Annotated in this window: 18 protein-coding genes; 14 read left to right on the top strand and 4 right to left on the bottom strand. The window is 43.3% G+C overall.

Going from position 1 to position 15,970, the window contains the following annotated elements; genetic code table 11:
- The first annotated feature begins 155 nt into the window (after window positions 1–155).
- The 3 genes from HLI_RS10230 to HLI_RS10220 all read left to right on the top strand — a co-directional run bounded on the left by HLI_RS10230 (window position 156) and on the right by HLI_RS10220 (window position 2,993).
- On the top strand, window positions 156–539 hold the full coding sequence (locus tag HLI_RS10230; RefSeq protein ID WP_128524891.1) for a carbonic anhydrase: 384 nt from the start codon (window positions 156–158) through the stop codon (window positions 537–539).
- A gap of 63 nt (window positions 540–602) precedes the next feature.
- Entirely contained in the window at window positions 603–821 is a 219-nt protein-coding gene (locus HLI_RS10225; protein WP_128524890.1) for a hypothetical protein, read from the top strand.
- Window positions 822–1,877: 1,056 nt separating this feature from the next.
- The gene (locus HLI_RS10220; protein WP_128524889.1) at window positions 1,878–2,993 is read left to right on the top strand and encodes an NAD(P)/FAD-dependent oxidoreductase; all 1,116 of its coding nucleotides are present in this window, start codon (window positions 1,878–1,880) and stop codon (window positions 2,991–2,993) included.
- Window positions 2,994–3,114: 121 nt separating this feature from the next.
- On the opposite strand, the gene HLI_RS10215 is transcribed toward HLI_RS10220, so the two are convergent.
- Complete coding sequence (locus HLI_RS10215) at window positions 3,115–3,534, bottom strand: VOC family protein (protein WP_128524888.1); 420 nt, start codon at window positions 3,532–3,534, stop codon at window positions 3,115–3,117.
- A 162-nt stretch (window positions 3,535–3,696) separates the two neighbouring features.
- Here HLI_RS10215 and HLI_RS10210 point away from each other — a divergent pair, with 162 nt between their 5' ends.
- Complete coding sequence (locus tag HLI_RS10210; protein ID WP_128524887.1) at window positions 3,697–3,927, top strand: hypothetical protein; 231 nt, start codon at window positions 3,697–3,699, stop codon at window positions 3,925–3,927.
- A gap of 63 nt (window positions 3,928–3,990) precedes the next feature.
- Here the strand turns inward: HLI_RS10210 and HLI_RS10205 are convergent, their stop codons facing one another.
- Window positions 3,991–4,650: a type 1 glutamine amidotransferase domain-containing protein gene (locus HLI_RS10205; RefSeq protein ID WP_128524886.1), complete on the bottom strand. Its 660-nt coding sequence runs from the start codon at window positions 4,648–4,650 to the stop codon at window positions 3,991–3,993.
- A gap of 213 nt (window positions 4,651–4,863) precedes the next feature.
- Here HLI_RS10205 and HLI_RS10200 point away from each other — a divergent pair, with 213 nt between their 5' ends.
- From HLI_RS10200 to HLI_RS10190, 3 genes are all read left to right on the top strand, one after another.
- Entirely contained in the window at window positions 4,864–5,202 is a 339-nt protein-coding gene (locus tag HLI_RS10200) for an ArsR/SmtB family transcription factor (RefSeq protein WP_128524885.1), read from the top strand.
- A gap of 14 nt (window positions 5,203–5,216) precedes the next feature.
- Window positions 5,217–7,286 carry a heavy metal translocating P-type ATPase gene (locus HLI_RS10195; RefSeq protein ID WP_128524884.1) on the top strand — a complete coding sequence of 690 codons (2,070 nt, stop codon included), beginning with the start codon at window positions 5,217–5,219 and terminating at the stop codon, window positions 7,284–7,286.
- A 289-nt stretch (window positions 7,287–7,575) separates the two neighbouring features.
- Window positions 7,576–9,069: a UDP-N-acetylmuramoyl-L-alanyl-D-glutamate--2,6-diaminopimelate ligase gene (locus HLI_RS10190; RefSeq protein ID WP_128524883.1), complete on the top strand. Its 1,494-nt coding sequence runs from the start codon at window positions 7,576–7,578 to the stop codon at window positions 9,067–9,069.
- A gap of 235 nt (window positions 9,070–9,304) precedes the next feature.
- Here HLI_RS10190 and HLI_RS10185 read toward each other — a convergent pair whose 3' ends face one another.
- Window positions 9,305–9,844: an HD domain-containing protein gene (locus tag HLI_RS10185; RefSeq protein ID WP_128524882.1), complete on the bottom strand. Its 540-nt coding sequence runs from the start codon at window positions 9,842–9,844 to the stop codon at window positions 9,305–9,307.
- A 349-nt stretch (window positions 9,845–10,193) separates the two neighbouring features.
- On the opposite strand from HLI_RS10185, the gene HLI_RS10180 reads away from it, so the two are divergent.
- The 6 genes from HLI_RS10180 (at window position 10,194) to HLI_RS10155 (ending at window position 14,295) form a co-directional block, all read left to right on the top strand.
- Entirely contained in the window at window positions 10,194–11,126 is a 933-nt protein-coding gene (locus tag HLI_RS10180) for a bifunctional riboflavin kinase/FAD synthetase (RefSeq protein ID WP_128524881.1), read from the top strand.
- 39 nt (window positions 11,127–11,165) lie between these two features.
- On the top strand, window positions 11,166–11,414 hold the full coding sequence (locus HLI_RS10175) for a YuzB family protein (protein WP_128524880.1): 249 nt from the start codon (window positions 11,166–11,168) through the stop codon (window positions 11,412–11,414).
- Between the two features lie 14 nt (window positions 11,415–11,428).
- Window positions 11,429–11,917 carry a DUF1189 family protein gene (locus HLI_RS10170; RefSeq protein ID WP_128524879.1) on the top strand — a complete coding sequence of 163 codons (489 nt, stop codon included), beginning with the start codon at window positions 11,429–11,431 and terminating at the stop codon, window positions 11,915–11,917.
- A gap of 155 nt (window positions 11,918–12,072) precedes the next feature.
- The gene (locus tag HLI_RS10165) at window positions 12,073–12,909 is read left to right on the top strand and encodes an SAM hydrolase/SAM-dependent halogenase family protein (protein WP_128524878.1); all 837 of its coding nucleotides are present in this window, start codon (window positions 12,073–12,075) and stop codon (window positions 12,907–12,909) included.
- A gap of 84 nt (window positions 12,910–12,993) precedes the next feature.
- Window positions 12,994–13,389 (top strand): DUF4362 domain-containing protein, encoded by a 396-nt coding sequence (locus HLI_RS10160; protein WP_128524877.1) that lies wholly within the window; start codon window positions 12,994–12,996, stop codon window positions 13,387–13,389.
- An 81-nt stretch (window positions 13,390–13,470) separates the two neighbouring features.
- The gene (locus HLI_RS10155; protein WP_128524876.1) at window positions 13,471–14,295 is read left to right on the top strand and encodes an aldo/keto reductase; all 825 of its coding nucleotides are present in this window, start codon (window positions 13,471–13,473) and stop codon (window positions 14,293–14,295) included.
- Window positions 14,296–14,394: 99 nt separating this feature from the next.
- On the opposite strand, the gene HLI_RS10150 is transcribed toward HLI_RS10155, so the two are convergent.
- Entirely contained in the window at window positions 14,395–14,976 is a 582-nt protein-coding gene (locus tag HLI_RS10150) for a CDP-alcohol phosphatidyltransferase family protein (RefSeq protein ID WP_128524875.1), read from the bottom strand.
- 355 nt (window positions 14,977–15,331) lie between these two features.
- Between HLI_RS10150 and HLI_RS10145 the strand changes: the two genes are divergently transcribed.
- Window positions 15,332–15,913, top strand: coding sequence for a cell wall hydrolase (locus HLI_RS10145; RefSeq protein WP_128524874.1), 582 nt, complete (start codon window positions 15,332–15,334; stop codon window positions 15,911–15,913).
- The last annotated feature ends 57 nt before the right edge of the window (window positions 15,914–15,970 follow it).

Below are 15,970 nucleotides of genomic sequence, written 5' to 3'. Positions count from 1 at the left end.
TTGTCGTCCATGGGTGATTTCGTAATTGCCCGATTCCTTGAAGGGGCATATTCCTTAAGATAGGTATGTTTTTAAGATTCGAAATGCAGACAAATGCGTTGGAACTTTTGTTCTTATGATAAAATATAGAATATAATTTTTTAGGAGGTAGAGTAATGGGAAATCAATCATTTGCAACAGCTATCAATTGTATGGATGGGAGAGCTCAACTCCCGGTCATCCATTGGATGCAAAAACAATACGGAGCAGAGTATATTGATATGATTACAGAAGCGGGGCCGACAAAATTTTTGCTTGAGGGTTCAGAGGAGCAACTCGCCTCAGTCCACGCGAAAATTCGCATTTCAGCTGAAAACCACGGGTCAGGTGTAGTAGCGATTGTAGGTCATTACGACTGTGCTGGTAACCCATGTCCAAAAGAGGATAAAGTGCAGCAAATCAGGAGTTCCGTGGATCTTATCCATTCCTGGGATTTCCCGGTCGATGTAATCGGATTGTATGTTAATGACCAATGGGAAGTGGAAGTCGTAACAGAATAGAGGATTTTTCCTCCTTTTATCGAATGGTTAGTTTTAGAAGATTATTCGTGGAGGAGTGGCGGTATGGAGCAAACGAGTTGGTTTGACTTCGTTGAGAAAGAGCGTGATCCAGTGTACGGGGAGTTGCAAAAACTCACAGACGATAATCGCAAGGTGTGCATAGCTCCGTTCACGATTACAAAGAACCGTTTCTCATTGATAGAAATCGAATCTGACGGCATCCACGATTGTGTAAGTACCTTAGAGCAATGTTATCAATACTTATGTGAATATAGTAAATGAAATGCTGTCCTGATGGACCAAGCAGTTCAGTGTTCGAGTACAATGACGTAACTTGTATTTCTTCACTGAACTGCTTTTTTTATGGGTTTGCAACCTGAACTGCACTTCGTTTCCATGGACATTCAGGAAAAGCCCCCAAGTAAACGTGCAATATCCTGAAGGATGGATTTTGGGATAATAGGGGTTCGTTACTGTATAAGACATAGGGGTGGTTGGGAAACAACTCGCTTTCCTGCGGGGGATCTGGCAAGCTTCCTCGGGCTGCGCCCTGTGGGATCTCGCCTCGCCCCTTCTCCCGCTTATTAGGCGATATTTGACTGCCCCTATAGAGAGAAGTTTTGCTATACGTGTACTGTCCAGCTCCAGCACCTAACGGCTAGTGAGACTTCCCTCGCTTCTGTACAATAAGTCAACATCGAATCACTTTGTTCTTCGTGTTTCCTTTATCTCCTCCAGCTCAGTCCAGTCCATACGCCGTTGAACAAGGTGCTTCCGCTTTTAAAATAGGAGGCTCGTCGTTTCCCAACCACCCCATTCAAAGGATGATGAACGAACTCCTGACCTAGAAGGACGAGTCTATCCTGCGTGATATGGAAGAAAGCGCTCTCCAGCACGGTTCTTACTCATAGGAGCTCTTTTCATTTGAAACACTGACTCTTATGTTTTCGTTCTCCTCACTAACGTAAGAAGGTACGGGAAATTGCGAGACTCCTGTGGGATGAGCATGATCGGTGAGATCCCGCAAGGCGAAGCCTGAGCTCACCACATGCCCACGGAAAGTGTTCAAATGCGGATTCGCCCTGGTAGACACGACTGGCGTAAGCAGAACGCCAACGGGATGTGTTTTTTCATTCCGCTGACGTTCTGCTTATGACGCGAGTGTCTGGGCGATGGAGCTGGACGAGTGATTTCCCGGACCTTCAAATTCCATACATAGTAACGGAAACCTTTAAAATATCTTTGGAATGAAATGGAGCGCGGTTTGAGACCATGCTTCATCTTCTATACAATTGGTCTAGATAAAAAACTTCTATGAGAAAAGGTGTTTGTAATCCTATGAAAAAATATATAGTAATCGGTGGAGGCATTCTTGGCGCTTCGACGGCATACCACTTAGCTAAAACAGGGGTGGATGTAAAAATCGTCGACCGAAAAGATGAAGGACAGGCTACAGATGCGGCAGCTGGCATCGTATGTCCCTGGTTATCTCAAAGGCGTAATAAGCGTTGGTACAGTCTTGTGAAAGGGGGAGCGAAGTATTACCCTGAACTGATCCAACAGCTTGAAAAAGAGGGGGAGCGGGAAACGGGTTATAAACGTGTGGGAGCCATCAGCCTTCATAAGGATGAAAAGAAACTCGACAAGATGGTGGAGCGTGCTTTGAAGAGAAGGGAAGAAGCTCCGGAAATGGGGGAAGTGACGAAACTATCCCCTGGGGATACGAAGAAGATGTTCCCTCCTCTATCTGACGACTATGGGTCGGTCCACGTAAGCGGGGCTGCCCGGGTGGATGGACGTTCCTTAAGAAATGCCTTACTTCGTGCCGCTGTAAGAAATGGTGCAGAACAGGTGGAGGGAGATGCCACGGTTACCTTTGAAGACAAAAAGGTGACCGGTATTGAGGTGGATGGCGTTGCCTACGAAGCGGACTATGTCATCGTAACCGCAGGAGTCTGGGCGAAGCCGCTTCTACGTCCCCTCGGGATCGATTTCCTCGTAACAGCTCAAAAAGCGCAAATCGCTCATTTTCATGTTGAAGAAACTGAGACATCGGGATGGCCAGTCATCATGCCGCCAAATAACCAATATATGGTGTCATTCGGCGGCGGACACATAGTTGCAGGGGCGACTCATGAAGACGAAGTCGGTTATGATTACCGGAGCACAGTTGGTGGAATCCACTATATTTTTGATAAAGCTTTAGAAGTAGCACCAGGTCTTTATGATAGTACTTTCTTAGGAACACGCGTTGGTTTCCGTCCCTTCACCCCCGATTTCCTTCCAGTATTCGGGGGGATACCGGGATGGGAAGGTCTATATGCTGCCAACGGTTTGGGAGCTTCGGGGTTGACTTCCGGTCCATATCTCGGTGCAGAACTTACAAGGTTAGTCCTTGGTATGGAAACGGAGCTTGACCCTTGCGACTACGATGTTTCTGCAGCACTTGGTTAAAATCAGCTGTAATTTCAGAAGTTAATCACTCAAATCAAATCCATCATGTGGGAAGCATGAACCATAATGCTATGAACCCTCATAAAGCCCCTGCAGCCAGCTAAGGCTAAAGGGGCTTTTGTTAGGGTTGTTCAGGATAGTCGCAGTACTCGATAATCGTCCCTTCTGTATCGGCCGGGTTCAGATAGATCAAGCGCCTTCCATGTTTATTAGTTCTTAACGACCCTTCAAGAGTGCGTATTCCACGTTCTTTCAAATCTTCTAAAGCTTGTTCCAGGCTGCCGACATGATAAGCGACATGGTGAACTCCTTTTCCTTTTTGTTTAATGAATCGGGCAATCGGTGATGTTGTATTATTTGTAGGCATCAATAATTCCGTACGATCACCATCTATATCTATAATTGCGATTTCACTTTCCACACCTTCTGCTTCACTTCTATATCGATCGATGAGTTTGCCTCCAAGTACATTCGTATAAAAGTTGATACTATCCTCTATATTTCGTACAGCGACGCCAATATGGTCCAATTTTTTCTCCAACTTCATTCTCCTCTATAGTTTCGTTTGGTTCATTTTAACATAAGGCATATATCTCAGGACCAACTGGATGATGCTGGGATTACCGCCTTTTTTCATTGAACTCTACCAAAAGTACAAGCTGAATTATTTCTATTACATATGGTAGAACAGGGGGTGAGATTTATGCCTGCCTGGTTCAGTCATAGTTTGAAAATAGTTTCGTCGATCTTCTTTTATATCATTGGGACTGTCGCCTTAATCGGCGCAGTCCTCTATACGATTTTGACAGGATTGACGTTGTTCAAAACTATGGTTGTTATTGGTCTGTTCCTTTCATGGCTCGTTTTATATATCATTGTCATTCAAAAAATCTATCGCTACCTGTTCGGCTCTAAAAACGATGATGACCAATAACGTAAAAAAGGTATCCTGAAGCCATTCAGGATACCTTTTCTTTATAGAATACAAAACTGCGCTTTAACTTAACTGCTTCACGACTTCTTTAGCCACAGCTTCCGTAGATTGTGGGTTCTGGCCTGTAATCAGGTTCCCATCTATTTCATAATGAGTGGACCAGTTCGGACCGCTGACGAATGTGGCACCAAGTTCGTTCAGCTTGCTTTCAAGCAAGAACGGCATGTGTTTGTCCAACGTAGTCTCAACTTCTTCGGCATCCGTGAACGCATTGACACGCTTGCCTTTGACTAGTGGTTCACCATTAGATCTTGTGGCACCGACAAGCCCAGCAGGACCGTGACAGACAGCAGCGACGATTTTATCCGCTTCATAAAAGTTGCGAAGCAGTTTTTGAAGTTTTTCATTATCTGGAAAATCAAACATTGTTCCGTGACCGCCTGGTAAGAAAATAGCGTCAAATTCTTCCGCCTCTACGCTGGCGATCGGAGTTGTGTTTTCTAAATGTGGTTTTGTATCTAAAATTTCTTGTGGCTCATCTTCGCTTACACTACCTGGGTCAACAGGGGCTTGACCGCCTTGAGGACTGGCGACTGTAACCTCATAGCCGTGCTGTTTGAATTCATTATATGCTTCACCGAATTCGGATAACCAAATTCCTGTTGGTTGTTCATCAGTGATTTTCTCGTGGTTTGTTACGACCATCAATACTTTTTTGGACATTGCTTGTTTCCTCCTTTAGTAGTGAATATTAATCATAGTAGTATCCTGATATTAAGAAAAACAAAATATCTGCTCATTACTGAATTCACATATGAGATTTTCCCGATAATTTCCAAATTAAACATTGACAAGAATCTGTTGACAAAAAAGGTTTCCCCGCATACTATAAATGTATATATGAATATATGCGCATATAAGGAAGGTGTCAGTTTAATGTCAAATGATAAAAATAAGTCAGAAGAACAGGAAGAAAATGAAATCGAAGAGCTTGATGAGGAAACACTTTTTGTCGTTTCTCAAACGTTCAAAGCGTTATCAGATCCGACACGGATTCGACTTTTACACTTGCTTTGTGAAAGAGAAATGTCTGTCAATCAAATCGCAGATACGTTAGAACTTCGCCAATCAACGGTTTCGCACCAATTGCGTTTCTTGAAAAATTTGCGTTTGGTGAAGTATAGAAGAGCAGGTACGACACTATTTTACTCGCACGATGACAAACACGTAATCGATCTCTTACAACAGACAATCAACCACGCTCTTCACCATTAAAGGGGAGAAAGAGAATGAAGGAATACAAACTTCAAGGACTATCATGTGCAAACTGCGCAGCAGAGATGGAAGAGGAAATTAAAAAGTTGGAAAACGGGGAAAAAGCAGAACTGAAATTCGGCTCAAGCAAACTGGTTGTAAATGATGGGGTAGATTTAGCGAAGGTCCGCAAAATTTTAAAATCGGAAGGGGCATCCTTAAAGGAGGATGAAGAACATGATCACGAGCACAACCATGGACCGAACATGAAGTTGCTTGTGATCATCTCCGCCATCATCTTTGTGGCCACACTTCTGCTGCAAGGAGTACTACCGCCACTCGCGGTGACTTTAATGTATATAACTGCCATTACAATTAGTGGGTATCACACCTTTATTAAAGGCGCGAAAAATTTAGTGAAGCTTAAATTCAATATCGATACATTAATGACAATCGCCTTGATCGGTGCCGTAGCTATAGGGGAGTGGAAAGAAGCCACAGTTGTCGCCATTCTTTTCGGTTTGAATGAATATCTTGAAGGTTTAGGGATGGAAAAAGCCCGAAGTTCTATGGAGAAACTGTTGAAGGTGGCACCTAAACAAGCGACTCGACTAATGGACGATGGATCCGAGCAGATTGTCGCCATTGAGGATTTAGAAGAAGGGGATCTCGTGCTAGTTAAAGCAGGGGAAAAGATTCCATCGGATGGCCTTGTAGTAGCTGGAACCAGTTCTGTCAACGAAGCGGCTATCACAGGTGAGTCACTTCCTGTAGAAAAATTACCGGGTGAATCCCTGTTTGGGGGAAGCATTAACAACGAGGGACTGTTGAAAGTTCAAATCACGAAAGCTTACCAGGATTCTTCATTAGCCAAGATTCTCCGCCTTGTTGAAGAAGCTCAAGAAATGAAGACACCGACAGAGCTGTTCATCAACAGGTTCGCCAAATATTATACACCACTGATTATGGTGATCGCAGGGCTCGTTATCCTGTTGCCGCCATTGTTCTTCTCAGCCGGCTGGGGTGCCTCGTTCTACCAGGGCTTAGCGGTTTTGATTGTAGGCTGTCCATGTGCCCTCATTCTCTCGTCTCCGATAGCCATTCTGTCTGGGATTACTAAAAATGCCCGCAATGGGATTTTAGTCAAAGGCGGCGTCTACCTTGAACAATTAGGCAGAATAGAAAGCATCGCTTTTGATAAAACCGGCACATTGACGAAAGGCGAACCGACAGTCCAGGAAGTGAAGGTATATGATAATGAACGATTCTACACAATTGCCCGGTCTGTTGAAAAAAATTCTTCCCACCCGATAGCGACCGCGATTTTGGAAGAAGAAGAGGTCCAGAGGGCAGAAGTCCTTGAACCTTCCTCTGTCGATACTGTCCCTGGAAAAGGGGTGCGTGCTGTCATCAATGGAGAAACTTTCTTTGTCGGAAGTGAGCAGACGCTGACACACCTGAAGCTTGCAGATGGTGAGAGACAGGATATCGACGGCTTGAAAAATTCCGGATACACTCTAGTCGTCGTCTCAGATGAGCGGAACATTTTAGGGATGTTCGGTATTGCGGATGAAGTACGTGAGGAAAGCCGTTCGTTGATATCGCGCCTTCATTCCTTAGGAATCAAGAATACAATCATGCTGACAGGTGACCATGAACAAACAGCAAGGAAAGTTGCGGACGAAATCGGGGTCACGGAAATTCACGCCCAGTTGTTACCTGATGAGAAAGTAAGCAAAGTTACGGATTTGAAAAAAACAACCAGGCTGGCCATGATCGGGGATGGAATCAATGATGCACCTGCTCTTGCGATGGCAGACTTGGGAATTGCAATGGGGAAAGGCACCGATAGTGCGATAGAAACGGCTGACATAGTCCTTATGCAAGACCACTTAGGAAAGTTGCCGAACGCATTCAAAATTGCGAAACAAGTCAATCGAGTGGTAAAGTGGAACATTTCCATCGCTTTAGGGTTAAAGGTGATTGCATTGCTGCTGACCATTCCAGGATGGTTGACACTTTGGGTAGCGATTTTATCCGATATGGGAGCCACCATCCTCGTTACACTTATTAGTCTGACCGTTCTACTCATAAAAGATGAATAACAGCAGGAACTTTTTTGAAATGTAAAATATCACCACCTCAGGTCATCCAGAATCTGGATGACCTGAGGTGGTTTTATTTGGAATAAAAGTAGTCTGATGACCCTGTTTTTGTGTAAGTGCGTGAAGAGTTGTTTCACATAGTAATGGGAGTGGGAAAGAAAGGGTGTACGATTTAATCTTTTTACGGTAAATAGTGGCTGAGTTTCCGTTAATCACAGAGAGAAGAGATACATACTTTTACGATGAAAAGACGACGATAAATCATATATACAGAGTGAGGAAAATAGCCATGAATATACAATTTGATCAATTACAAAATGTTAATATAGAGGAAGTATACGGCCCCCTTGAACAGGAAGTCTCATCACTTGCTTTTCATTCGAAGAGAGTGGAGCCAAAGGCTGCTTTTTTCTGCCTCAAAGGGGAAAATTTTGATGGGCACGAATATGTGAACGAAGCGATTGAAGGGGGTGCCACGGTCATATTTGGCAGTGATAGTTCTTTATTCAGCCATTTGCAGGCGAGATATGAGTGGATTACTTTTCTTGTTGTAGAAAATATCCGTTCCGCAATGGCTGTATTTTCTAAATTCTTCTTTGGGTCAGCAGATGAAGAGTTGAAAACGGTCGGTGTTACAGGAACGAATGGGAAAACGACTGTTGCTGCTTACGTACGATCTCTATTGACCTTATTGCGTTTGCCGACAGGATCGATTGGTACAACTGGCATCTGGACTTCCCGCAAAAAAATCGAATATAAAAAAAGTACGCCCACAACACCTGAATCGTTGGATTTACACCAAATTTTTCGTGACATGAGAACTAGCGGAGATCAAGGGATGGTCATGGAAGTTTCATCAATTGCTCTTGACCAGTGTAGAGTGGAGGGCATCCAATTTGATGTAGCGGTCCACACCAATTTTTCCGAAGAACACTTGGAATATCACCGTACAGTCGAGCATTATCGAGATTGTAAATTGCGTTTATTCCAGCAAGCTGAGCATCGTGTTGTCAATATCGATGATGAAGGAATGGCAGCAGAGCTGTTGGAGATGGGGACCGAGGGATTGTTAACCTATAGTACTGAAGACCACCCAGATGCCGACCTGATTGCTTCCAACATTGAGGTGTTAGAAAATGGATCAGTGTTTGACTTGGGGTACAAAGGTGAATCTCAGAAGGTGTTCGTCCCTGTATATGGCACGTACAATGTCGCGAATGTACTTTCCGCGATTGCTGCCGCCCTGCACCTGGGCTTTGAATGGGGATATATTCTTTCTGTCCTACCTGAACTCGAGGGCCCTGAAGGTCGTTTCCAGGTGATCCAGGTGCCTGAGGATCAGAAGGTCATCTTAGATTATGCTCATACACCAGTAGCTTTAAATCGTTTATTGGAGGAAGTGAAAAAACTGGAACACCGCCGTTTAATTGTTATGATTGCAGGAATCGGTATTCGTGATTTCAATAAAATGCCGAAGATGGCAGCCGCAATTGATGGGAAAGCGGATGAAATCATCGTCACTGTCGATCATCCTGGCTACCATGATCCTCAAATCATAGTCGATCAAGTGCTGACTGGATTCAAACAACCGGATGCGCCTAATATCCACCCAACTCTGAGCCGGGCTGACGGAGTGCACCGTTCGATGACCCTTGCTAGGGAAGGAGATATCATCCTCCTGACGAGTGGTTGTATCAACAATGCGCAAATTATCAGGGGTGAAGAGATCCCCCATTCGGATGAGAAAATAATTGAAAGCCATTTTCCTCCTGTGGCGCAATAAGCTGAACCCGGATTTCAATGTTCGCCATGGATTTATAAAATAACGCCTATGGAATCTAATGGCGCATGAGCCATCTTTAGCGTCAGCTCTCCTCTACCCGGGGGCTGATTTCCATTATTGGAGGAAAAGTGCTTCACGATACGTAAGTGCTTTAGCTTGTCGAGTCTGACCAAAGCGTTTGCGCTTTTGAATCTAAAGGTTGGATTTCATGCGTGGTTTTGTAGATTCCTGACATTTAATCAAACGTTTGTTTAACAAGCTTGCGGTAGTCAAAGAAGAACAGAGGTGCCCCGTTTTTAGAATGTCCTGTTTCTATAGCTTTTGCTATTGATTCGTTGTACCATTTTTGTGAATCATAGCCTGCATTAAAAAAATTCCACACCACTTCACCGTGGATGTCCATCTCCTTCTTCAGTGAACGCAAGTTGTCTAGCTTGTCCGCGATGATTAAAGCCTTAATTTCTTCGGAGCCACTAGCCACTGTATCAATGGTATGTTGCTTCCTTTCCTGCCATGACTTGCTTTTATCTTCTGTGTGGGAAGCAACCAAATTTTTGACCGTAACCCCGAATTCTTTTTCTATGTCATCCAGGCTATATTCAGTATCTTCTGCGACGTCATGCAAATAGCCAGCGCAAATCACGGCATCCCGATAACCAGCTTCTTTCAGTATTTCAGCTACGCGGATCGGGTGGACGATATAATCCTCATTAGAACTTTTTCGTTTTTGTCCTCTGTGAGCTTCCTCTGCAAATGCCTTTGCTTTTTCCATCATAGACAACGCCCCTTTCTTTTTTCTTATCATATCAAAAGCCTAAGTTATTCCCTATAATTTTCACCTCACCGTCCACTCCTTCCAAGAATCAAAGATATCTCTCGTCTTCTTCCATTAAAACTCACTATTCGAGACTTTTGTAAGTGTGATGTTTGCTGGGAACGCGACCCCTTCCCCTACGCCCCTAGATTCCTACAAAGATCTCGAAATCATGTCTTCCAGATAACTGTCATTTCCAAAAAGGGAAGGGGCAGAATGATTGCAAAAAGTAAGCAGGGTTGATTAAATAAGGGTGGATGTTATATAATTAATAGGTTTAATCAACAGGCTGAAGGAGATGCTTTGTAATATGGAAACGATTGAAGTTAATGGACAACCACCTCACAATAAAGAACCCCTCGTTTTGATAATCGGGAAGATGGATGGTGTACACTTAGGACATCAATCACTGCTTCGAGAAGCAGAAAGACTTGCTTCTGCAGAGGATAAAATAGCAGTATACGGTTTTTCTGACCATCCAAAGTGGGTGTTAAAAGGTGACGAAGAATTCAAATATATGCTGTCTAAAGAAGAAGATAAACAAAGACGCCTCGAAGGTTTCGGTGTAGATCGCTATTATCACGTCCATTTCACAAAAGAATATGCAAAGACATCTCCTGAGGAATTTGTGCTTGAGCACTTAAGCCGGTTGAATGTTCGCCATATCGTAGTGGGTGAGGATTTCCGTTTCGGTAAAGGGAGAGGGTCTGATGCAGAAGGGTTGGCCGAATTATGCACTCAAATTGGCGCAGAGGTCTCCATTGTGCCAGGAGTGATGCTGAATGGTGCCAAGGTGAGCAGCACAGACATACGCACCCATGTGAAGGAGGGACGGATGGAAGCGGCGCAAGCGATGCTTGGTCGTCCTTTCGAATTGACGGGAATAGTTGAAAAAGGCGAGCAGTTAGGAAGAGAACTTGGTTTTCCAACATTGAACATGGGGGACATTGAGGATTACGTTAATGTGAAACCAGCCGTTTATCTTGGCCTTGTCAAAATTGTTCAAGACGCGCCAGAGTATTATTACACATTGATCAGTGCGGGCTACCGACCGACAGTAAATGGAGATTCTTATAAAGTAGAAGCGTACCTTTTAGATTTTTCGGGTGATCTTTATAACCGGAAAGTCAGTGTCCAATTCCTGCGTCACTTAAGAGATGAAGTGAATTTCGATGGAATGGACGCACTTGTGGAACAGATGAACCAGGACGAGCGGGAGGCCCGGTCGATTTTGGGATTATGATAAATAAGACAAATGACATCATAGAAAGGAGTACTCACCATGGGGATTGTAGTCGTAGAAGTTTGTGATGGAAACTTGATCAATGAATTGGATATCGAAAGCATTATTGAGTCCGAATACCCTGAAGTGGCGGTACTCATGAACGAATGTTTATCTTTTTGCGGGATGTGCGCGGTCCGTCCTTATGCCATTGTGAATGGCCATCGCGTATTCGCTAAAACACCGGAAGAAGCTCTAGGGAAAATTCGTGCAAAAATTGAAGAAGAACTAGCGATATACGCTGATTAAGGCAGGAGAAGAAAATGGGCTTTTTTAATTCACTAGTGAATAGCTTGCGTTTACCGAAAAAAGAGGCGATGTTCCATTTGAACAGGAAAGGGATTACGAATACGATCCTGTATCTGTTCCTTTTGCTATTGATATTGTTTATGCCGGATATGATTGCCACTGTCATTCATATGGAATCGAACTTGACAGAAGTTTCCCGTGGTCGTTATATCATCCAGTTTCTTGTTTTCTATCCATTGCTGATTGTTTTCCTGATTCTTGTAGGCGTTTCGGTCCTGGCTGGTGGTGGTCTGCTGATGCGAAAAGCATTAGGAAGAAAGTTGGCGTATCAACAATTATGGAAGCTAACGGCATATGCTACTACTTTACCTTTGATTTTAAGTGTAATTTTAAAATACCTAACGGTGCCTGACGGAATCAGTGCGCTGATTTTCATTTCGATTTTCGCTTTTTTCATGTACAGGATGATCGTAGTTTACCCGAGAGTGCCGACGAAAACTTGATTTCGCTGGCGCTTTTTTGTTGTTGAAAAAGCCGGGTTAGAGCTTAAGCTGCATAAGTTAACATAGCCTTTTGTTAATAAAAATGACATAAGATTTGCTTTTCTCCTGGTAATTATTTAGAATATTCATTATTTAATGAAAGAGGAGGAGTTTCTATGACACAAACGCTCGTACTGCAGTCAGACTTCGGCATCAGTGATGGGGCGGTAAGTGCTATGCATGGAGTCGCCCACTCCGTGGAACCTGGTTTATCTATTTTCGATTTGACCCATGATATTCCTCCTTTCAATATTTGGGAAGGTTCTTATCGGCTGTGGCAGACGATGACCTACTGGAAAGAGGGGACTGTCTTTGTGTCTGTCATCGATCCAGGAGTAGGATCTACACGAAGAAGTATTGGTGTCAAAACTGGATCCGGTCACTTCGTCATAACCCCTGACAATGGGACCCTTACGCACATCCAGCGTACAGAGGGTATCTTGGAAGTCCGGGAAATTGATGAAAAAGTGAATCGACTGCCGAAATCAGGTGAGTCTTATACGTTTCATGGCCGCGATATCTATGCATATACAGGAGCGAGGCTTGCTGCGGGAGTTATTAGCTTCGAAACAGTCGGTCCATTGATTGAGCCTGAGACGCTGGTACAATTGCAGGTAAAAGAACCGACGATTGGTTATGAAGCTGTTGAGGGTATTATCGATATTTTAGATATCCGGTTCGGGAATCTATGGACGAATATCCCGCGGGACTTTTTCAAAAAGTTAGAGATAGGCTATGGTGACACATTAAAAGTTACGATTTCACACAATGGTCGGGAAGTGTATCACAATTCCATGACGTTCGGCCGATCATTTGCCGATACACATAAAGGGGAGCCTCTCGTTTATGTGAACTCATTAGATAATTTAGGTGTGGCAATCAATCAAGGTTCGTTTGCAAAAGCTTACGACATACGGACGGGGTCTAATTGGGAGATCCATTTTAATAAATAAATAACTTCCTGCTGAAGGGCGGGAAGTTTTTTTTCGTAACCATTCCTTGCTTCTTGCGACTAATAAGATAGAGGTGAGAAAATCATGCGGTGGTTATTATTTCTTTTTCTAGCTGTCCTTGCAGGATGTGCTTCAAATTCACCCGAAAAGGTTGTGGAAACGGATGCTGTCCCGGATAGACATGAGGAGGTAACGAATGTAGATAAATTGGATGCTTTCATGGATGATGTGGAAAAAGGTGTATCGTCAGAAGTTCGGGTGGTGCAACGAACGACAGAGGGGGCCCCTCTTTATACAACTTTGAACTATGATGGAAACAATATTTCGTATGAACGTGATACCAGAAGGGATCGTTACGCTGCAGGAGAAATTACCAATAGAACGTGTGAGAGTATAAGGAAAGAAAAGGATACTTATCTGATGAATTGTGGTTTTGACCGGGCAGTCGAAGTTTACCGGGAAACGGCGGAGAAAGACTGATCTGAGCAGAATAGAAGCCAGTAGAGAAATGATTGTGCTACACTAATTCTGTAAACCTTTACAAGAAAAGGAGAATTGATAATGAATACAGTTACGCTGCATAGAACGATTGAGATGCCTCAATTAGGGTTTGGTGTATGGCAAGTCGAAGAAAAGGACGCTGTTCCTGCTGTGACAAAAGCCATCGAAACGGGATACCGAGCCATTGATACAGCTGCGATTTATGGCAATGAAAAACAAGTCGGTGAAGCGATTCGCAAAAGTGGTGTGGCCCGTGATGAACTATTCATTACAACAAAAGTCTGGAATTCTGATCAGGGATATGAAAATACGATAAAAGCCCTCGATACAAGTCTTGATAAATTAGGGTTAGACTATGTGGATCTTTATTTGATACACTGGCCGACGCCTGAATTTGATGAATATATAGAAACTTATAAAGCACTTGAACAACTACAAAAAGACGGGAAAGTGAAGGCGATTGGTGTTTGCAACTTTGATATCGATCACCTGCAGCGTCTCATAGATGAATGTGAGGTCAAACCAGCCGTCAACCAAGTTGAATGTCATCCATACTTGGCGCAAAATGAATTGAAGGACTTTTGCCGTGATAATGGAATCCTGTTAGAAGCATGGAGTCCATTAATGCAAGGTGGAGAAGTGTTGAAAAATGATACGATTCAATCCATCGCAGAAAAGCATGGCAAAACGTCAGCTCAAGTCATCATTCGCTGGCACTTGCAAAACGATACGGTGGTCATTCCGAAATCAGTGACACCTTCCCGTATCGAAGAAAACTTCGATGTATTCGATTTCGATCTGACTGCAGATGATATGGCTGCTATTAACAAGCTGGATCGTGGGGAACGTAAAGGTCCAAAACCATCTGAAATGAATAAGCGGTAAAGAAAAAATCTCTAATAAGAAGGACTGCCTGTGAACTCGGCAGTCCTTTTATTTATCATCCAAACCATTCAGGCACCTGAGACAGAGCCTGGATGGTTTTTATTGTAAGATTCGCTTGGCTTCTGCGAACCGCTGGATACCTGTGAAAAGTTCAACCGCAAAGAAAAGCAATGTGGACCATACTAAAATATCAGGGAAAAGCAACATTATAGTGAAGAGGATGAACCCTTCAGTACGTTCAGCAAGACCCGCTTGATAATAAAAGGATTTGATACCTGCTTGTTCGGATACAGCCCCTACAACTAAAAAAATCGTCATAGAAATGATGATCGAGACACTTAGTAAAAGAAGCGGCCAAATAACTTCAGGGTGAATATAAGCGATGGCAACGATCATACCGATTTCAACGATACGGTCGAAGGTGATATCCATTACGGTCCCGAATGGCGATGTTTTTGTATGGCGTGCCATCGTCCCATCTACGGCATCCAGGTAACCTGACAGCCATAAAAAAAGGACTCCTATCAGTGGATAACCAAGCACATAGAAAACGCTCGTAGTGATGCCAGCTGCAAGTGCGAGAATAGTAATTTGATCAGGGGTGCGGTTCTTTTTTAAAAAAAATGATGCTGTTTTTTCAATAGAAGGTTGGACATATTTCCTAGCGTGAGTATCGAGCAATAATAACACCTGCTTTAATAAATGATAATGATGTCTGGTAATACTTTACCCTAAATAGATTCCATTTAGACGATAGCATAGGTGGATGTAGATATAGAAACGTAAGGATTAAACTATGAAAAAATATAGGATATAGAAAACAACCCTTTATTAACATAGTTTTCCAAACTGTGAGCAGCAGGGGGGGACTCTTCACGGCAGTTGGGCCAAACCATAAATGAAGCGGATCGCCTATGATAGTAGCTTTCATGAGGAGGTCAACCGTATTGGAAAGGTTGGAAAGAATTAATAGTGAAAAAATTCCGCCTCCTATGTTACTTTGTAATTGATTAATAATCAGGGAGGTAGGTTAATAGTGTTTAAAAAGATGTGGATGGCAGGTATTGCAGTTTTTTGCGCCCTTGCCTTTTCATTTCCAATGCAAAGTTCTGCTCATGCAAATACGCACACCGTCCAAAAGGGCGAGTCTATATATGAAATCGCTATGAAATATGGGGTGCCAGTAAAACAAGTCGAGGCAATGAACAATAAATCCAATGCTGAAATTTACCCTGGGGAACAGTTGAAGCTCCCGGTGGTTGCGGGTGAGTCAGAAAAAGATTTACTTTCCCGACTTGTGGAAGCGGAAGCTAAAGGAGAAAGTTATGCAGGAAAAGTCGCTGTAGCTACCGTTGTTCTCAACCGGGTGGAAAGCGATCAATTTCCTGATTCCTTGTATGGTGTCATTCATGATGGTTATCAGTTTTCTCCTGTTTTGAATGGAACGATCCATCAGCCAGCTGGCGAAGAATCCAAACGTGCTGTCGAGGAAGCTTTGGCCTATCAAGGATATGACCGGGGCTCTATCTTCTTCTATAATCCTGATAAAGCCCAAAGCAGTTATCTGAGCAGCCAGGAAGTGACTACTGTTATAGGAAATCACGTATTCTTAAGATAAAGATTGAGCAGGGAACTGATAGGAAAAAGTCGACATTGAGTTAAGTAAAGTCAATAA

The sequence above is a fragment of the Halobacillus litoralis genome (genome assembly GCF_004101865.1).
In the GTDB taxonomy this organism is placed as follows: domain Bacteria; phylum Bacillota; class Bacilli; order Bacillales; family Halobacillaceae; genus Halobacillus; species Halobacillus litoralis_A.
Note: the sequence above shows the minus strand (reverse complement) of the source record. Positions and strands in the feature narration are given on the sequence as shown.